Raw genomic sequence first — 17,181 nt, 5'->3', positions numbered from 1 at the left:
TTCGGCGCGGGGGCTGGTGTGGGGGCCGGGGTGGGCGCGGGCGGCGGCGGTGGCGGCTCGACCGCCCTTGGCGCCGCCTGCTGCGGCGTGCGGGACCAGAGTTCGGCCTCGACAGTGACGGGCTCGCCGTCGTTCTGCCACTGCACGCCCAGGGTGAGGGCAATCACCAGCAGACCATGGGCGAACAGGGCCAGGCCCATCGGGCCCAGCCAGCGCCCGTTGCGCGGCGGGGCGAGGTCGAGGTGGTCGGCGGTGGATTGCATGGCGGGTGGCGTGGCTCAGCGCGAGGTTTGCACGGACAGGCCGACGCGCGCAATGCCGGCGCGCTGCAAGGTATCCATCACGCGAACAACGGCTTCGTACTTGACGTTCTTGTCGGCGCTGATCACCACAGGCACGCCCCCTTCGGGTGGGCTGCCCCGGCTGGCCTGCAGTTGCTGCACGCGAGTGACCAACTGGCCGATGGCGACTGGCTGCGGTTCGGCGCTGGAGGAGCCTTCGCGCACCTTGATCTGCTCGTCCTTGTCGATCACGACGGCCACGAAGCGGTCAGGCTGTCGACCGGCCTGGCCGACGCTGGGCAGGGCGATCTGGCTCGGCGTGATCAGCGGCGCGGTGACCATGAAGATGATCAACAGCACCAGCATCACGTCGATGAAGGGCACCATGTTGATCTCGTTGATGGTGCGGCGGCCCCGGCCGCGGGAGGAGACGGCTGGCATGTCAGTGTCCCGACGGCGTCTGGGTGCTCACGCCGAGGTTGCGCTGCAGGATGTTGGAGAACTCTTCCATGAAGGTTTCCATGGCGTTGGCCACGCGGTCGATGTCGTGCGAGAAGCGGTTGTAGAACACGACCGCGGGGATGGCGGCGAACAGGCCGATGGCGGTGGCGACCAGCGCTTCGGCGATGCCGGGGGCCACCGTGGCCAGGGTCACCTGCGCCAGCGCGGCCAGGCCCGTGAAGGCGTGCATGATGCCCCAGACGGTGCCGAACAAGCCCACGTAGGGCGAGACCGAGCCGACCGAGCCGAGGAAGGAGAGGTTGGTCTCCAGCGCGTCCAGTTCGCGCTGGAAGCTCGCCCGCATGGCGCGGCGCGCGCCGTCGAGCAGGGCGCCGCTGTCGGTGATGCGGCGCTCGCGCAGCTTCTGGTACTCGCGCATGCCGCTGGCGAAGATGCGCTCCATCGGCCCGCCGTGTTTGGCGTTCTGGGCGGCAGAGGCATACAGATCGTTGAGGTTGGTGCCCGACCAGAACTCGCGTTCGAAGACTTCGTTGTAGCTGCGCACGCGCCTGAGGGCAAACACCTTGCGGAAGATGGCGGCCCAGCTCACCACGGAGACCACCACCAGCAGCGCCACGACGGCCTGGACCACCCAGCTCGCGTTGAGCATCAATTGAACGATGGAAAGATCTTGGGTCATGGGTGTTCGGATGCGGTAGGTGGGAAAAAAGTTTCGGGGCTGGGCCTTGTCAGGCCTGGCCTTGCAGCGCGTTCAAGACCTGGGCCGGGATGCGCTGGGGGCGCAGGCTTTGCGCGTCGACCCAGCCAATCCGGATCGTGCCCTCGCACAGCAGCGCGGCGGGCTCGCCGGCCAGCGTGGGCTGCAAGAGCGCGCGCTGCTCGATTGTCAGGGAGGCCCGGCCCGCTTCCCGCACGTGGGCTGTAACCAGAAGCAAATCATCCAGGCGCGCCGGGCGGTGGTACTGCACCTGGGTTTCGCTCACGACAAACATGCCGCCGACCTCGTCGCGCAAGGCTTGCTGCCCCAGGCCCAGGTGGCGCAGCCACTCGGTGCGGGCGCGCTCGAAGAACTTGAGGTAGTTGGCGTAGAAGACGATGCCGCCCGCATCGGTGTCTTCCCAGTAGACGCGCACCGGCCAGGTGAATGGGGCCTTCATGCTCCCTGCTGCGCGGGGTTCGCTGCCCCCCGTGGGGACTGCCCCCGCGTGGGGACGGTCCGGCGGCGTTGGCGGCGTCGCGGTGTGGGGCGCGTTCACAGGGCCTGCTCCAGGCGGGCCACGGCTTCCTGGAGCTGGGCCATCGAGTTGGCGGTGGAGAAGCGCAGGTAGCGTCCAGGCTCGGCCAGACCGAAATCGCGCCCGGGTGTGGTGGCGAGCTGGCAGCGCTTCATGAGCTCGAACGCCAGCGCCCAGCTTCCGCCTTCGTCTGGCCGCGCGCCCTGGGGGGCAATGCCCCAGCGATCACACAGGCCGCGAACGTCGGCCCAGGCGTAGAAGGCGCCGTCGGGCATCACGGGCACGTTCAGACCCAGGCGGGAGAGCTCGGGAATGAAGAAGTCGCGCCGGGCCTTGAAGGCGGCGCGGCGGCGTTCGTATTCGGCCAGGCTGTCGGGCTCGAAGCAGGCCAGTGCTGCATGTTGGGCGATGGTGCTGGCGCAGATGAAGAGGTTCTGTGCCAGGCGTTCCACCGTGGGCACCAGGGCCGGGGGCAGCACCAGCCAGCCCAGGCGCCAGCCGGTCATGTTGAAGTACTTCGAGAAGCTGTTGATGCTGATGACCTCGTCGCCCAGGCCATCGGGCAGGCCCAGCGCGCTGTGGCCGTACTCGTCTTCAAAGCTCAGGCCGAGGTAGATCTCATCGACCAGGGTGACGCCGCCACGCCCGCGCACGAAGCCCGCGATGCGTTCGAGCTCTTCGCGGGCGATGCTGGTGCCCGTGGGGTTGGAGGGCGAGGCGAGCAGGACGCCCCGCGTGGCCGCGCCCCAGGCCGCCCGGACCTGTTCGGCACTGAGCTGGAAGCGCTGCTCGGGGCCCGAGGGGATCAGCATCGCGCGGCCTTCGGCGGCCTGCACGAACTGCCGGTTGCACGGGTAGCTCGGGTCGGGCATGAGCACTTCGTCTCCGGCCTCGATGAGGGCCAGGCAGGCCAGCTGCAGTGCGGCCGAGGCACCGGCGGTGATGACGATGCGCGCCGGGTCGATGCGCAGGCCAAAGCGCGAGGCGTACCAGCCGCTGATGGCTTCGCGCAGCTGAGGCAGGCCTGTGGCTTGCGTGTACTGGCTGCGGCCGGCGTGGATGGCGCGTTCGGCGGCCGCGGCGACCAGCGGCGGCGCAGTGAAGTCGGGCTCGCCAATGTTCAGGTAGATCATCGACCGGTCGCCGGCGCCGGCCCGGGCCGCCATCGCGGAGGCGGCCTTGGCCAGCTCCATCACGTAGAACGGTTCGACGCGCTGGGCGCGCTGGGCAATCCTCATGGAGCGGGCTTGCGCGAGGCCGGGGCTGGTGAGGCGGCCACCTCTGCGGGGCGCAACTGCGATGCCAGCTGGTGCATCACGCCATTGACGTATTTGTGGCCGTCGGTGCCGCCAAAGGACTTCGCCAGTTCGATGCACTCGTTGAGCACCACGCGCCAGGGCACGTCCAGGCAATGCTGGAATTCGTAGGCGCCGATCCAGAGCACACCGTGTTCAATGGGCGAGAGTTCCGCCAGCGGGCGGTCCAGGCGCGGCGTGATCAGCGCATCCAGCGCCGCAGCTTCTGCGATGCAGCCATGCAGGAGGGCGTCGAAGTGCACGCTGTCGGCCTTATGGAAGCCGGCCAGGTCGCGTGTGAAGGTGTCGATGTCGATCGCGGCGTTGCGGCCTACCAGGTGTTGATAGATCCCCTGCAGCGCGAATTCTCGGGCGCGGGTGCGGGCGGACTTGTCGGCCGCCTTGCGCGTGGTGCCGCTGCTCTTGGCATTGGCCGGGGTGGGGGTTTCAGCGGACATGGTGTTCAACCGATCTCTTGCAGCAGGTGGGCCATCTCCACGGCCACGCGGGCCGCGTCGCGGCCCTTGTCGGTCTGGCGGGCCACGGCCTGCTCGAGGTTCTCGGTGGTCAGGATGGCGTTGGCGATGGGGATCTGGTAGTCCAGCGACAGGCGCGTGACGCCCGCGCCCGATTCGTTGGCCACCAGCTCGAAGTGGTAGGTTTCGCCGCGGATGATGCAGCCCAGCGCGATCAGCGCGTCGAAGTCGTCGCGTTCGGCCATGGCCTGCAGGGCCACGGGCACTTCCAGTGCGCCAGGCACCTTCACGTGGGCGATGTTCTTGTCCTGCACGCCCAGGGCGAGCAGCTCGGCCAGGCAGGCGTTGAACAGGGCGTCGGTGATGGATTCGTTGAAGCGGGCCTGGACGATGCCGATGCTGAGTTTTCTGCCGTCGAGCACGCTGGGGGTGCCTTTGTCTGCGCCGAACATGTAGGGGGTCCGTTTCTTGGGATGGAGGAGGTCAGGGAAAGGAAAAGGGTCAGCCGTTGCGGCTGAGGTACCCGGTGATCTCAAGGCCGTAGCCGGTCATGCTGGGCATGCGGCGCGGGTTGCCCATGAGCTGCATGCGGTGCACGCCGCAGTCGCGCAGGATTTGCGCGCCCACGCCGTAGGTGCGCAGGTCCATGCGGCCGCGCTCGGGCGCCTGGGCGGACCGCGCTGTGCCCTCGAACTGGGCCAGGAGCTGGCTGGCGGCTTCACCGCAATTGAGCAGAACGGCCACGCCCGCGCCGGCCTGGGCGATGTGGCGCAGGCTGGCTTCCAGGCTCCAGGAGTGCATGGAGCGGCCCACTTCCAGCGCATCCAGCACCGACAGTGGTTCGTGCACCCGCACGGCCACACTGTCTTCGGGCTTCCACTCGCCCTTCACCAGGGCCAGGTGCAATGCGCCGCTGGGCTGGTCGCTGAAGGCGGTGACCTGAAACTCCCCAAACGCGGTGTTCATGCTGCGCGTGCCCAGTTTCTTCACCAGGCATTCGGTGCGGCTGCGGTGTTCGATCAGGTCGGCGATGGTGCCGATCTTCAGACCGTGCTCCGCGGCGAAGACCTGCAGATCGGGCAGGCGCGCCATGGTGCCATCGTCCTTCATGATCTCGCAGATCACCGATGCGGGGCTGCAGCCGGCCATGGCGGCGAGGTCGCAGCCGGCTTCGGTGTGGCCGGCGCGCATGAGAACGCCGCCTTCCACGGCTTGCAGCGGGAAGATGTGGCCTGGCTGGACAAGGTCGCCGGGTTGGGCGTCGGGGGCCACGGCTGCCTGCACGGTGCGCGCGCGATCGGCGGCTGAAATGCCGGTGGTAACGCCTTCGGCGGCTTCGATGGAGATGGTGAAGGCCGTGCCCATCTTGGTGCCATTGCGCGGCACCATGGGCGGCAGGCGAAGGCGCTCGCAGCGCTCGCGCGTGAGGGTGAGGCAGATGAGACCGCGGCCGAAACGGGCCATGAAGTTGATCGCTTCGGGCGTGACGTGGTCAGCTGCCAACACGAGGTCGCCCTCGTTTTCGCGGTCTTCCTCGTCGACCAGGATGACAATTCGGCCGGCGCGCATGTCGGCGACGATGTCCTCGACGGGCGAGATGGCGACCGGGGCCAGGGTTTCAGGGGCGTTCATGCGGTTTCCTTGGTGGGTTGCGCGCCGGCGCTGAGCATGCGCTCGACATAGCGCGCGACGGTGTCGATTTCGAGGTTGACCGAGCTGGCTTCTGTCAACTCGCCCAGTGCCGTGTTCTCCACCGTGTGGGGGATGAGGTTGATGCTGAATTCGCAACCGGCGGCGCTGTCGGCCACCTGGTTGACGGTGAGGCTGACGCCGTTGACGGTGATCGAGCCCTTGTACGCCAGGTATTTGCCCAGCTCGGGCGGTGCCATCACGCGCAGTTCCCAGCTCTCGCCGACCCGGGCGAACCGGGTGACGGTGCCCACGCCGTCCACGTGGCCCGACACAATGTGCCCGCCCAGGCGGTCGTGGGCGCGCAGTGCCTTCTCCAGGTTGACGCGGCGGCCGGTTTGCGCCAGGCCAGTGGTGCGAGCCAGCGATTCGGCGGAAATGTCGATCGTGAAATGGTGCCGGGGCAGGTCCAGCGAGGTGACGGTCATGCACGCGCCGTCGAGGGCGATGCTGTCGCCCAGACCGACGTCGTCGAGGTACCCAGGCGGCGCCTCGAGTGTGAGTCGCTTGCCATGATCCAAAGAGCTGCCCAGGTCGTGGAGGGCGGCGATGCGCCCCACGCCGGTGATGATGCCGGTAAACATCCCGCTATTTTCGCAGGGTTTCGCCCACCCGGCCAAAACGCGCCACCGACGGCAGCCGAAGGGGGTGGCCAGGGCCGCCGACTAGCGATCCCAGCAGGCCTGCGCCGACAGAGGGTTTGCCACGAGCGTCGACGCCGATTGGGTTCTCAGACCCGCTTCGCTGAGTTCGAAGACACCGCATTCGTCCGCGCTCTGCGCGGCGCGTGGGGTGGCTTGCAACACGAACGCGCTGGCGGTGAGGGTTTTGAAGCCGATCGTGTACCGATCGCCTTCCACCGCCAGCAGACCGGCAGGAATGGCTGCCCTTTCAGGGTAGGCGCCCTGTGCGGTGGCCGCGCGTTCCAGCCATTGGGCGGCTTGCAGCAGGGTGGCCCGGGCGTGGGCCCGGTGGGTTCGCTGCACATGCGAGGTGTATTGCGGGAGTGCGATGCCAGCGAGCACCCCGATGATGGCCACCACGATCAACACTTCGATCAGCGTGAAGGCGCGCTGCGCCGACCGCCGTTGCGCCACAGCGCCCGGACGCGTGCTCATTCGAGTTCCCTCCAGTCCGCGCGCCGGCCGGCCACCTTGCCGCCCACCGCCGTCAGCGACTTCACCGATGAGTTGGAGAGCGAGAGCAGCTTGAGATCTCCGCCGCGTGTGTGGATGCTGGTGAACTCGCCGTTGCCAAACCGCACGCGGGAGGTGTCGACCATGGACATGGTCGCGTCGGTGCCGGCGAAAGGCGGGGTGCTTCCCGGCTGCCCGGTGATCATGTTGAGCACGTTGATCGAACCGCCCTCCTGGGCCTGCTCGAAGGTGCAGCTTTCTTCGGCGTTGCCTTGTGATGGGACAGAGGTGCTCACCATCACTTTCTGACCCTCGAAGGGCTGCGGGTTGCTCAACACGCGCTCACCGACGTCGGGCAGGTCCATGTACCAGCCGCGCGGAGCGCTCGGGCTGGCGCGGGCGTATGCGACGGGCCGGCGGGAACTCTTGAAGAACTCGGTGGGCAGCTCGGCGCCCGAGGCGCGGCTGGTGACGGCGCCGGTCACGGCTTGCTGGACCAGCGCGCTGCGGCCCGCGATGGTGGAGCGCGTGTCCGGGGCTTCCGCCAGACCTCCTGTGGCAGCGACCGTGTAGCGGCTGGCGTCCCAAAGGGAGTAGATGGTCTGCACTTTCGCGTTGGCCCGATCGGCGTCTTCAAGTTGGCGGCCGGTGCCGAACAGGATCTGGATGCCGCCAAGGGGGTGAGGCATCCAGATGGGCGCTGTGGTGATGGGCTGGGGGTTGGCCGGCAAGGCCGCGTCGCGGGCCGTGAACAGAGGCGTGCAGGCAGCGTTCCGGCAGGGTTTTCCACCGCCGCTCCAGTCGCTGACGCCCCATTGGCTGGCGTCGGTGCCGGTCAGGTTGAATTTCCAGAGATTGCCTTGCAGGTCGCCTGCGTAGGCCACGTCCATCTTGCCGTCACCGTTGACGTCAAGCAGGCGGGGCGCAGACAGTCCGTTGCCCTGGTGCGTGGCGGCCTGGGCCACGATGCGGAGCAGCTCGCGTGGTCCGTCGAGGTACTGGACAAGGAGCACAGGGCGTTCGTTGACGCTGTTGACCCCGTTGCCCATGACGACCGCCCAGCGGCCATTGTTGAGCTTGACGATTTGCTCGCTGCGGCTTGCGTCGATCGAGCTCACCACCGGCGGTGCGTACAGGTGGCCAATGTCCTTGCTCTCTTCATCGGGCGCCGTGGCATTGCCTGGAAAGCTGCGGTCCAGGATCACGCCCGACGGCTGGAAGGTGGAGTTGGCCGCGGTGGTCGTCAGCGGGGTGGTGACGTCCAGCACGAAGTAGCCCCTGCCACCGCCGCCCAGGGCGCCGACGAGGTAGGTGCGCCAGTCGGGAAGCGGGCTTGCATTGCTGATATCGACGTCGCCGGTGAAGGCGTGTCCGTCCACGAAGTAGCGGTGGCTGTAGTCGGGACGCGTGTAGCCGCGCAGGTGGCCATAGACCCCGGCCGGCACATAAGCCATGAGCTCGCGGCCGTCCACGGCGCTGAAGGCATGCAGCATGCCGTCGTTCGCGCCGACGTAGAGCATGGGCAGTCGGGTGGTCTGCCCGGTGCGGAATTTGGCGTGCCCGGCGTGCTCGAATCCCAGGCGCACAGGCTGTCGGGCCTGCCAGATGTTCGCGTTGGCAATGTCGCCCAGCCGGGAGTCGCGGCGGCGCAGCGTGCCGCCCGGCTTGTCGTCTTCGTGGGCCCGGTCTCCCCGGAGGTAGTTCAGGCGGCGTTGGCCTTCGACCTCGCTGTCGCTGCCTCGCAGGGCGGCTTGTTGCGCCTGGTTCAAACTGTTCCAGGTGAAGGCGATGCCCTCCTTGCCGTTGTGGGTGAGGATCTTCCGTGCATCCGGCGTGCTGGCGTCGAGCAACTGGTGCGCCGACCACGAGGGCGAGCTGCTGACGCCGTAGGTGGTGGCGTCGATGGGGTATGCGCTCAGATGGCCACTCCAGTTGCTGGAGTCGAAGCCGGCGACGTAGATGAGCCCATTGGAGCGCAGGCGGCTGGAACTGCTCGCGATGCTGACCCAGGGCTGCGAAGTCTGGTGGAGGATGTCGTCCAGAATCCCCTGGAAGGCATTGAGCAGCGCCATGTCGTCGACGGCTGGCACGAAACGCCCTCGGCTGTTCAAGGCCGCGTGCCACAGCTCCACCTTGCGCTCGTTCTCGCGGGTGAGCCAGCTCAGTCCTAGACCACTGTCGCAAGGCCGGGTGTTGCCGGAGTAAATGTCGCAGAATGGCGAAGGCCAGGCCAGCGCCTTGCCGAAGCCCGTACCAGACCTGGAAGTCCTCGACACCGGCGATCAGGGCATAGGCGCCGTCGGTGCTCCCGGACCCTTTGCACTTGAGTTCTCCCGCATCCACGCTGAAGGTGCTGGTGACGTTGTTGCCTGGCACCGTCGGCTGGCCAAGGCAGTCCGTGTTGTCGGTGTTCAAGGGACTTTTGACGTCCACTCCCGTGGTCAGGGTGTGGTCGCGGTCAAGCTGCAGGGTGTCCGGCCCTTCCGATGCGCCATCTGTCCCCTTGGCGGCGGCGGGCTGCCAGGTGTTCGGATTGACTTCGATCCCCGTGTAGCCTGGATTGAAGCTCACCGTGCCCCCCGGTGTGTCCATCAGCCGCCGCGCCCCTGCCTGGCGGACCATCTCACCGATCACGCGCAAGGCCGTGGCGGCGTCCTGTTGCAGGCGTGTGCTGTCGCCCATCATCCGGGACGCCGCGCGCGTGTACACGAGACTGCCCATGGACGCGATCACCACCATGAGGCCAATCACCAGCCCGATCATGAGTTCGATCAGGCTCACGCCCGACTGACGCGACGGCCTCATGGTCGAACGAAGCTCAGGTGACAGGTGAGGGTGGCGGGGCACAGCTCACCCGATACGCCAGTGGCCGTTGGATCGGTTGCGCCTTGCGCGGCGGTGGGCTGGCGCGAGGGGACGGCTTCTTTGTCGCCAACCTGGGCCTCGTATTGGGCCTGGTTTTCCTTCCACGCCACCAGAATGCCCAGCTGGGTGACATCCTTCGCGGAGGCGAAGACCATCCCGTCACCGGAGGGCAGGGAGCGACTTAGTTCGTTCTTCCATTGCACGAGATCGAAGGCCGCCAGTTGCGCCCCCGTGCAGGAGACCGAGTTGCAATCGGTTTGGGCGGCTGGCGGAGGCCCCCAGGTGGTCACGTAAGGGGTGGCCACGGCTGGCACGACCCGGAGGTCCGAGTTGGCCTGCATGCGTTCTTGCAAGTCTTCGACCGCCCGAATAGCCGCCGCCCGCAGGTTGCTGCTGCGGGCGGTGGCCAGCGAACGGGTCTGGATGGCGGCCATTCCCATCACACCCAGGGCCAGCACCAACAGCGCCACCAAGGCTTCGATCAGGCTGGTGCCTTGTTGGCGGTGTTGAGGTCTCCGGGTCATTTGGCCTGATCGAGACAGGTTTTTGCGCCGCTGACCGTGCGCAGGCGGGTGCCGGTGGAAAAGCAGATCAGCTGACCGGACTGCTCGGTCATGTTGGCGGCAAAGACGGAAAAGCGCTGGCCGATGGCGGTGACCTGGCCGTACCGGTTGATGGTGATGTACTGCGGGCTGCCGCCGCCCTGCGCCTTGACAAGGTAGATGCCAGTGGGAAGTGCGACGGACTGCAACTCGGTCTCGCCCGCGTCCGGCAGCTGATTGCCATTGAGATCGGCAAAGACGCGCCATCCACAATGCCAATCGGCGGTGGTGGGCAATGCAACGGCGCACGAGGTTTGGCGCCGGATCACCATGTCCTGGCCCAGGCGAATGGCGTCCAGTCGGGCAAGCTGGACCGACGCCATGAACTCCTCTGCCGCCGCGTTCACGCGGTACTGGCGCGAGATGCCTGCAAACGAGGGGATGGCGATGGAGGCGAGGATCGCCAGCACGGCGATCACCACCAGCAGTTCGATCAGAGAGACGCCCAGGATCCCATCCGGACCCGAGACGAAGAGTCGCCGCGCTTTTTGCATGGCGGCACTCTATCAGCCAAAATTAAAACTAAAGCGTGATCAAGACAGGCGGTGTCATCCAGTGGATGGTTGCTTTGTATTGCTTTTTGTATCTTCTTGGCTGATGGCTAAGCGGGGGGCGGCGACAGGAATCCATCGTGGCCTTGCATCCTTGCCACGATGCGAAGGTCCGCACCCACGGTGTCCACTGACATGTAGTGGAGCAGCGGGCCTTCTTTCAATTGCTGCAGCGGGCCAAAGTCGGCCAGGCTGGCGCCGCGCCCGAGCAGCTGCGGGGCCAGGTAGAGCAGCACTTCATCAACCAACCCCTCCCGCACGAGCGAACCATTGAGCTTGTGGCCAGCCTCGACGTGAAGCTCATTGACTTCGCGCCCTGCCAGATCGGCCAACATCCCGGGCAGATCCACCTTGCTGTTGGCGCCCGGCATGTGGATCAGGGTGGCGCCCAGGTGCTGCAAGGCGCTTTCCTTGTCGGCGTCTTGGATGGCGTGATAGATCCAGATTTGACGAGCCTGGCCGTTGGCCGGCTTCTGGAAGAGGCGGGCAGTCGGGGGCGTTTGCAATCGGCTGTCGATCACCACCAGGTGGGGCTGGCGAGGGGTGTCCACAAGGCGAACGTCCAGCAGGGGATCATCCTCCAGCACCGTGCCGATGCCGGTGAGCACAGCGCAGGCTCTTGCGCGCCAGGCGTGGCCATCGGTGCGAGCGGCATCGCCGGTGATCCATTGGCTGGCACCGTTGTCCAGGGCGGTCACGCCATCGAGTGACGCGGCGGCTTTCATGCGCACCCAGGGCGTGCGGCGAATCATGCGGCTGAAGAAACCGATGTTGAGTTCGCGCGATGCGCGAGCGACATCGTGGCCGACTGGCAGCAATTCCACCGCGATGTCCGCTGCGCGCAGTCGGTCCAGGCCACGACCCGAGACCTGCGGGTTGGGATCCCCCGTGGCGACCACGACCTTGCCGATGCGTGCGGCGATCAATGCGTCGCAGCAGGGGGGCGTGCGCCCATGATGCGAGCAGGGCTCAAGCGTGACGTAGGCGATGGCGCCGACCACGGATTCGCCACGTGCCTGTGCGTCGCGCAAGGCCATGATTTCGGCGTGCGGGCTTCCTGCTGGCTGCGTGTGGCCGACGCCGATCTCGCGGCCGTCAGGCGTGATGATGACGCAGCCCACGCGGGGGTTGGGGTTGCTCGAGCGCATGGCAAGGCTGGCGAGATGCAGTGCCTGATCGAGCATGTGCTGGGGTGAGGGCGCGGTCATGCGCTGAGCTTATCAGCGGTTGCCGCCTGCCCCCGACATCAAGGACAGGGGATGCGGGCTTCAGCGCCAGCAATCATTCACGGTGGCGGTGCCCGAAATGGTTCTGGTGCCCTGATGCGTCAGGCCCAGGGTGGCGCAACGTGCATCGGAAGCCTGCGCTCCCTGCGGCGTGGCTTCGATGGTGTACGTGGTGGCCGTGGGCTGACCTGCGGCGAACGCAAAGGTGTAGCGCGCCGCCACCTCGTTGGTGCAGCCGAGGACGGGCAATGCCGCAGCCGAGTTGTAGGCCATGGTGGTGGTGTAACGGCGTTCCATGTGCTGGGCCATTTCCTGAAGGCAGCCCGTGGCGACAGCGCGGTTGGTGCGCTGCACATAGGTCTGGTAGCTGGGGAGGGCCACGGCGGCGAGGATGGCGATGATGGCCACCGTGATCATCAGTTCGATCAAGGTGAATCCGCGAACAGGCTGCCTTCGCTGGTTCAAGTACATGTGTCAGTCCCTCACGATTTCCCGCCACGAGATCCGGCCCTTGAGCGCTTCGCCCCCCTTGAGATTCTCGTCGACGATGGGAGGCCCTCCCGGGCTGCTGGGATCTCCCGACCCACCAATAAAGATCTTCACTCGACCGGGCATTCCCATGGCCAGCGGCTCGGTGGGAATGCCGACGCCGACATCCACCGATCCGATGAAGCCCACCGTGCCATTCGGCGCTGTGAGTGTGTCGTTGGAGAAGTCGTTGTCGCGGTTGGCATCAAGAATTCCGAAATTGAACGACGCGCCGCTGAACGGGTCCAGTACGTTGAGATAGCCCCGCCCGCCAGGGATGCATGGATCGTTGGTGATGGGGTACATCGAACTGCCCGTCAGGCCTGGCACGGCATAGTTGATGATTTTTGACGCCGTGGTGATGCGTTCGCCTTCCACGGGGCTGGTGAAGTCGAGGTACCAGCCGCTCATGCCTACCATGTCATTGGCTGCCGCGGCCGAGAAGGTCCTGCTGGATCGACCTCCCACGGTCCCAATGGCTGTCACCGACCGCTGGCGCAGCGCGCCGGCGGCGCGGCTGCTGTTGATTGGCGTGAGCCCATCAGCGATGAGCCCATACCAGGTTTGCCTTTGCATGTCGGTCGCGTCGCCGGTCCTGAAATAGGCGCCACTGCCGAAGAAGACGAACAGCTTGTTCCGGTTCGGATCGCCGCTCTTGTTGTTCACTGCGGTGTACATCGGCGCCGTGATGGGCTGGGCGGTGCCATTGTGATCCCGCGCCTGGAAGAGCGGTGCACCGCTGTAGGCCACTTGCCATGAGTCCGGATCGTTGGAGGTCACATCGAACTTCCACACATTCCCCTTGAGGTCGCCCGCAAAGATGTAGTCGGCGATGCCGTCGTTGTTGGCATCGTGCGCCGCAGGGCCCGCCATCCCATTGTCGCCCCCCACCAGCGTGTCGATGGTCTTCACTCGATCGAGCGAGCCATCGGTGTTGATGATGAAGATGTAAAGCACGGCCTTGCCGCCAGTGCTTTCATATCCGTTGCCCGCAATCAGGCCCAGCTTGCCGTTGTTGAGTTTGACGACGATGGGCCGGCCCAGCATCTTGCCGAGATTGGCATCCGCTGCGGCCGCCGTGTTGCCTCGTGGCGTGTACTCCCAGAGGAATGAACCGGTGCCAAAAGACGCGGGCGCGGTGACGTCCAGCGAGAACAGGCCCTTGCCGCCCCGACCCAGCAGACTGTAGAGATAGCTCTTGTTGTTCGAAGCAGCGGTTCGATCCGAAACCACCACGTCACCGTCCACGTAGTAGTCGTGAACGTAGCTGGTCGAGGCGAGGTTGCGCATGCGTGAGATGGACTGGCGCGGCGCGAACGCAAACAATTCACGGCCATCGCCACCGCGGAAGGCATGCAACATGCCGTCGTTGGCGCCGACATAGATCACATCGGTGTTCCGATCGTAGTACGGCGAGGAGTGCACGATGTCGCCCAGCGCGCTGCCTCGGTCTCTCAACGCGCCACCGTTCTGCACTTCCGCCGTGCGCCGGCCTAACAGGTACTCGAACACCGTGTTGTTGCTGAAGGCTGTTTGATCCGATGCCGATAGGCTGCTGTAGTTCGTGAGCTTGAGCGTGGTCGCGTTGGATGTGCGCATGAACACGTTGCGTTCGTTCCATGCGGGCATGGCCAGCGTGGCGTGCCACGAGGGCGTGGCTCCTACGCCGTTGGCCGTGGCGGGATAGGCCACGAGGTCGCCGGACCATCGCTGGGTGTTGAAAACCGCTTGGTACAGCCTGGAGGACGACGAGATGCTGGTGCTGTTGGCCGACACGTTGCTCGCGCTGCTCGAACGCGAGGCAATGTTGTCCAACGTCTTCTTGAGCGATTCCTTGAGCTTGAGCGGGTTCTGCACCAAGAAGTAAGTGTCCGGAGTGCCATCGCCGTCGGCATCCCATTCCGGCGTGAGGTCGGGGCGGTCGTTGCTGTTGCTGTCCACCATGCCGCCCCATTTGGCGGCGTACCACAGTGGGTCCTTGAGGAGCGTGGCGCCGGTCGTGGTGCCGGGACTGAAGGTTCGCGTGGCCGTGTCGCCGGGGCTGCCCGCACCCAGGTAGGGGAGGCGGTTGCAGGCATTGGGGACCGAGGTCTTGTCACAGTAACCGGGCAACTGGTTGGGCGGCGTGTTCAGAAAGTAAGGTGTCTGGTCGCTTTCGTCCTGAACTTCCAGGTACACCCCGTCTGCCGAGGTGCCCGAGATGATGTAGCCCATGCGATGCTGAATGCCACCGGCCTGATAGATCGGCCGAAGGATGACGGTGACCGTGTTGTCCGCGTTGGCCCGGATGGTGTACTCCACGATCGCGTCCATGTCGTGGTCGGCGCCTTGTTCGACGTCTTCGTAGTTGATGCGGAATTTGGCGTAGTAGCGACCGTCATTGATGGACGGGTTGGCGTCGGCGGTGCCAGAGTTGACGATCTCTTCGACATAGAGATCGACGATCTGGTTTGTGGGCTGGTAGGCGCCCTTGGCGTTGGAAATGCTGCTTCCGCTGACCGACTTGGCGAATGGCACCAGAGTGATCCGCTTGCCGGCGTTCATGGGAACTTCGATCCGGGGCAGCGGAGAAGCCAGCGCCACGACGAAGGTGTCCACACTTTGTTTGCCTGCGAGGCCGGTCTGTGTCCGCAGGTCGCTGCGCTTGCCGAATGCCGCCACGGCCGCCGCGTGGTAGCTGCCTTGCTTGGTCGGCTCTTCCGGCGCCAAGCCGCGAATGGTGCCGAGGTTGGTGACGTTCTTGGGCGAAGGGGCCGAGTCGAAGGTCGCTCCTGATTGGCCAATGAAGCGGTTGCCCGGCACGTCGGATTCGTTGGCCGTGATGGCGGTGGCCTCCGTCAGGGCGCTGAAGCCCGTGAGATCGCCCGAAAAGCCCGTCGAGAAGGCGCTTGCGACGCCTGGCAGCTGGTCGGAGTCATAGGACACGTTGATATCGGAGATGACCAGCATGTTCCCGCGCGCGCACATGGGCGCCTTGGCTGCGCTGGTCGACTCGTAGGGGTCGTCCCAGGTGGCCGCGGACCATCCCACCTCGCCGTCGACCGTGGTCGTGCCCATGTACGCAGGGGTGGCACTCTTCTTTCCAGCGAAGTAGCGCAGCGACTCATACATCATCTCGCCGATGGGGTTGCCCCAGTCGGGGAACTCGCCCACATTGGGCGCACGGGTGGTGACCCAGCCGCCCCGGTACTGTTGGCTGGTGTTGCCGTTGTTGTAGTCGCGAATGCGCAGGTTGTCGAAGGTCTTCACGATCGTGGCGCTGTTCGTGAACCGGCCATTGGTCGCGTTGACTTCATTCTTGAAAGAGGAAATCACCTTGCGAAGCCGGCCCCCGGAGACGCTGTTGTCGTAGCTGCCACTGAGCAGGCCGAACAGCATGGAATCGTTTTCGCCGTAGTCGTGGAGCAGGCCGACGGGCTTGTACTGGCCACCGGGGTAGAGCTTGCAACCACCCGTGTAACCGGTCTTGCAGGCTTCGACGCGCACGGCTCTGTCGGTGCGTGTGCCGCCGTGTGTGCCGTCCAGGACGGGGCGTTCTTTCGAGGCCCATTCCCAGACCCGTTTGCTTGAGTTGGTGACCACGGACAACAGCGGTGGAAGGTCGCTGCAGTTGTTGAGCGTCGCGCAATTGGTGCCCGCGTTGGCGGTCAGGTTGCCAAAGAAGTGCCGGCGACTGCTGCTGGTGGGCTGGGCGAGCGGGGTGTAGTCTGCGATGTTGTAGCCATCCACCGCGGTACTGGTGTACTCCTTGGCCCACGAGTGCGCATCCTGAGGAATGTAGGCACGCCGCAGGATGGTGCTGGTGTTGTCGTCCACTTCGCGGGTGCCGCCGTACAGCACCACTTTCATGGCGTCGATGCGGCTGGTGGTGATGTAGTTCAACCAGTTGCCGGACCATTGGCCTGGGCACTTGAAGAGCGCCGCCGCCGTTCCCGCAGGACTGAACAGACCGGCATTGCTGCTGTCGTTGTTGTGCGTGTAGCACAGCGCGGAATTGAACAGCCCAAAGTAAGTGATGCTGGGCTTGTAGCGGACGTCGAGCACGCCGTCGCCGTCGATGTCGCTGGCGTCGTTGTACGCCTCGTAGAAGAATCGGTGGTCCTTGCCCGCGACCAGCATGATCAGTGGACTGACGCTTTGCTGCACGGACAAGGGCACATTCGGGATGACCAGGGCGTGTGAGGCAAACGCCAGCGCGGCGGTGAGTCCGACCGTGCTCCATCGAAGGGCTGACGCGATTGTCTTGAGTGCGCTCATGGGTGTTTCCTTACGTCCCTGAATGGGGTGTTTTCCGTCAGTCCGAGGCATAGAGCGACTGGACCATGACTTCAGCGCGGCCATTTCCGCCAGCGCGAGCCGTGACGCGGTAGCGTTTGCACACGGGGATGGCCGAGGGATCCAGGCTGCAGGGGAATCCCGTGCCCAGGTACTCGACGAAGTACTGCGGCGTGATCGCCAACGTGCCGGTTCCTACGGCGGTGGCATTGGACCAACCGTTGAACGCCGTGTCCATCCACCGGGGAACGGCCGCGCCCGCCGCTGGTGGGGGGCAGGCGCGGACGGTGAAGGTGCCCGAAGTGAAGTCCGCGCAGGCACCCGCGATAGGTTCGGGTTTGACCTGGTCGATGCTGTTTTCAATCTGTCTCAGCGCCGCTTCTGCCGCCTGGAAGGTCAATGTGCGGTCATATGTGTATGCCACCATTTTTTCTTCCTGGGAGATCATCCGTACGCCGGCGAGCCCCAGCAGGGACATGATGACCACCATGATCAGCGCGACAATCAGCGCCACGCCGGTTTGGCGATGGCGAAGGGAGCCGGGTATCGTTCGCGACATG

At 65.6% G+C, this 17,181-nt stretch carries 16 protein-coding genes and 2 pseudogenes; all 18 read right to left on the bottom strand.

Annotated elements, in window-relative coordinates:
• Positions 1-263: pseudogene (locus KIT86_RS13350) on the bottom strand (protein TolA); the annotation flags it as partial.
• A gap of 15 nt (positions 264-278) precedes the next feature.
• Positions 279-722, bottom strand: a complete 444-nt coding sequence (locus KIT86_RS13345) for a biopolymer transporter ExbD (RefSeq protein WP_297399109.1) — start codon at positions 720-722, stop codon at positions 279-281.
• Between the two features lies 1 nt (position 723).
• Complete coding sequence (tolQ, locus tag KIT86_RS13340) at positions 724-1,422, bottom strand: protein TolQ (protein ID WP_297399107.1); 699 nt, start codon at positions 1,420-1,422, stop codon at positions 724-726.
• A 49-nt stretch (positions 1,423-1,471) separates the two neighbouring features.
• Positions 1,472-1,900, bottom strand: coding sequence for a tol-pal system-associated acyl-CoA thioesterase (gene ybgC, locus KIT86_RS13335; RefSeq protein ID WP_297399105.1), 429 nt, complete (start codon positions 1,898-1,900; stop codon positions 1,472-1,474).
• Positions 1,901-1,995: 95 nt separating this feature from the next.
• Positions 1,996-3,216 carry a pyridoxal phosphate-dependent aminotransferase gene (locus KIT86_RS13330; RefSeq protein ID WP_297399103.1) on the bottom strand — a complete coding sequence of 407 codons (1,221 nt, stop codon included), beginning with the start codon at positions 3,214-3,216 and terminating at the stop codon, positions 1,996-1,998.
• Positions 3,213-3,731, bottom strand: coding sequence for a transcription antitermination factor NusB (nusB, locus tag KIT86_RS13325; RefSeq protein WP_297399101.1), 519 nt, complete (start codon positions 3,729-3,731; stop codon positions 3,213-3,215). The genes KIT86_RS13330 and nusB overlap by 4 nt, the downstream gene beginning before the upstream one ends.
• A gap of 5 nt (positions 3,732-3,736) precedes the next feature.
• On the bottom strand, positions 3,737-4,201 hold the full coding sequence (gene ribH / locus KIT86_RS13320; RefSeq protein ID WP_297399099.1) for a 6,7-dimethyl-8-ribityllumazine synthase: 465 nt from the start codon (positions 4,199-4,201) through the stop codon (positions 3,737-3,739).
• 49 nt (positions 4,202-4,250) lie between these two features.
• On the bottom strand, positions 4,251-5,381 hold the full coding sequence (ribBA, locus tag KIT86_RS13315; RefSeq protein WP_297399097.1) for a bifunctional 3,4-dihydroxy-2-butanone-4-phosphate synthase/GTP cyclohydrolase II: 1,131 nt from the start codon (positions 5,379-5,381) through the stop codon (positions 4,251-4,253).
• Positions 5,378-6,022, bottom strand: coding sequence for a riboflavin synthase (locus KIT86_RS13310; RefSeq protein WP_297399095.1), 645 nt, complete (start codon positions 6,020-6,022; stop codon positions 5,378-5,380). Before KIT86_RS13310 ends, ribBA begins: the two co-directional genes overlap by 4 nt.
• An 81-nt stretch (positions 6,023-6,103) precedes the next feature.
• Complete coding sequence (locus tag KIT86_RS13305) at positions 6,104-6,556, bottom strand: type IV pilin protein (RefSeq protein WP_297399093.1); 453 nt, start codon at positions 6,554-6,556, stop codon at positions 6,104-6,106.
• On the bottom strand, positions 6,553-8,850 hold the full coding sequence (locus KIT86_RS13300) for a PilC/PilY family type IV pilus protein (protein WP_297399091.1): 2,298 nt from the start codon (positions 8,848-8,850) through the stop codon (positions 6,553-6,555). The genes KIT86_RS13305 and KIT86_RS13300 overlap by 4 nt, the downstream gene beginning before the upstream one ends.
• A 454-nt stretch (positions 8,851-9,304) precedes the next feature.
• Positions 9,305-9,379 (bottom strand): annotated as a pseudogene (locus KIT86_RS25225) (prepilin-type N-terminal cleavage/methylation domain-containing protein); the annotation flags it as partial.
• The gene (gene pilV / locus KIT86_RS13295) at positions 9,376-9,963 is read right to left on the bottom strand and encodes a type IV pilus modification protein PilV (RefSeq protein ID WP_297399088.1); all 588 of its coding nucleotides are present in this window, start codon (positions 9,961-9,963) and stop codon (positions 9,376-9,378) included. The gene pilV and the pseudogene KIT86_RS25225, both read right to left, overlap by 4 nt.
• Entirely contained in the window at positions 9,960-10,535 is a 576-nt protein-coding gene (locus KIT86_RS13290; RefSeq protein WP_297399086.1) for a GspH/FimT family pseudopilin, read from the bottom strand. Before KIT86_RS13290 ends, pilV begins: the two co-directional genes overlap by 4 nt.
• Before the next feature lie 107 nt (positions 10,536-10,642).
• Complete coding sequence (ribD, locus tag KIT86_RS13285; protein WP_297399084.1) at positions 10,643-11,800, bottom strand: bifunctional diaminohydroxyphosphoribosylaminopyrimidine deaminase/5-amino-6-(5-phosphoribosylamino)uracil reductase RibD; 1,158 nt, start codon at positions 11,798-11,800, stop codon at positions 10,643-10,645.
• Between the two features lie 60 nt (positions 11,801-11,860).
• The gene (locus tag KIT86_RS13280; protein WP_297399082.1) at positions 11,861-12,289 is read right to left on the bottom strand and encodes a type IV pilin protein; all 429 of its coding nucleotides are present in this window, start codon (positions 12,287-12,289) and stop codon (positions 11,861-11,863) included.
• A gap of 3 nt (positions 12,290-12,292) precedes the next feature.
• A complete protein-coding gene (locus KIT86_RS13275; RefSeq protein ID WP_297399080.1) occupies positions 12,293-16,687 on the bottom strand; it encodes a PilC/PilY family type IV pilus protein in 4,395 nt (1,464 codons plus the stop codon).
• Positions 16,641-17,180: a PilX N-terminal domain-containing pilus assembly protein gene (locus KIT86_RS13270; RefSeq protein ID WP_297399078.1), complete on the bottom strand. Its 540-nt coding sequence runs from the start codon at positions 17,178-17,180 to the stop codon at positions 16,641-16,643. The genes KIT86_RS13275 and KIT86_RS13270 overlap by 47 nt, the downstream gene beginning before the upstream one ends.
• Between the last annotated feature and the right edge of the window lies 1 nt (position 17,181).

Source organism: Hydrogenophaga sp. (assembly GCF_026125825.1).
GTDB lineage: Bacteria > Pseudomonadota > Gammaproteobacteria > Burkholderiales > Burkholderiaceae_C > Hydrogenophaga.
Note: the sequence above shows the minus strand (reverse complement) of the source record. Positions and strands in the feature narration are given on the sequence as shown.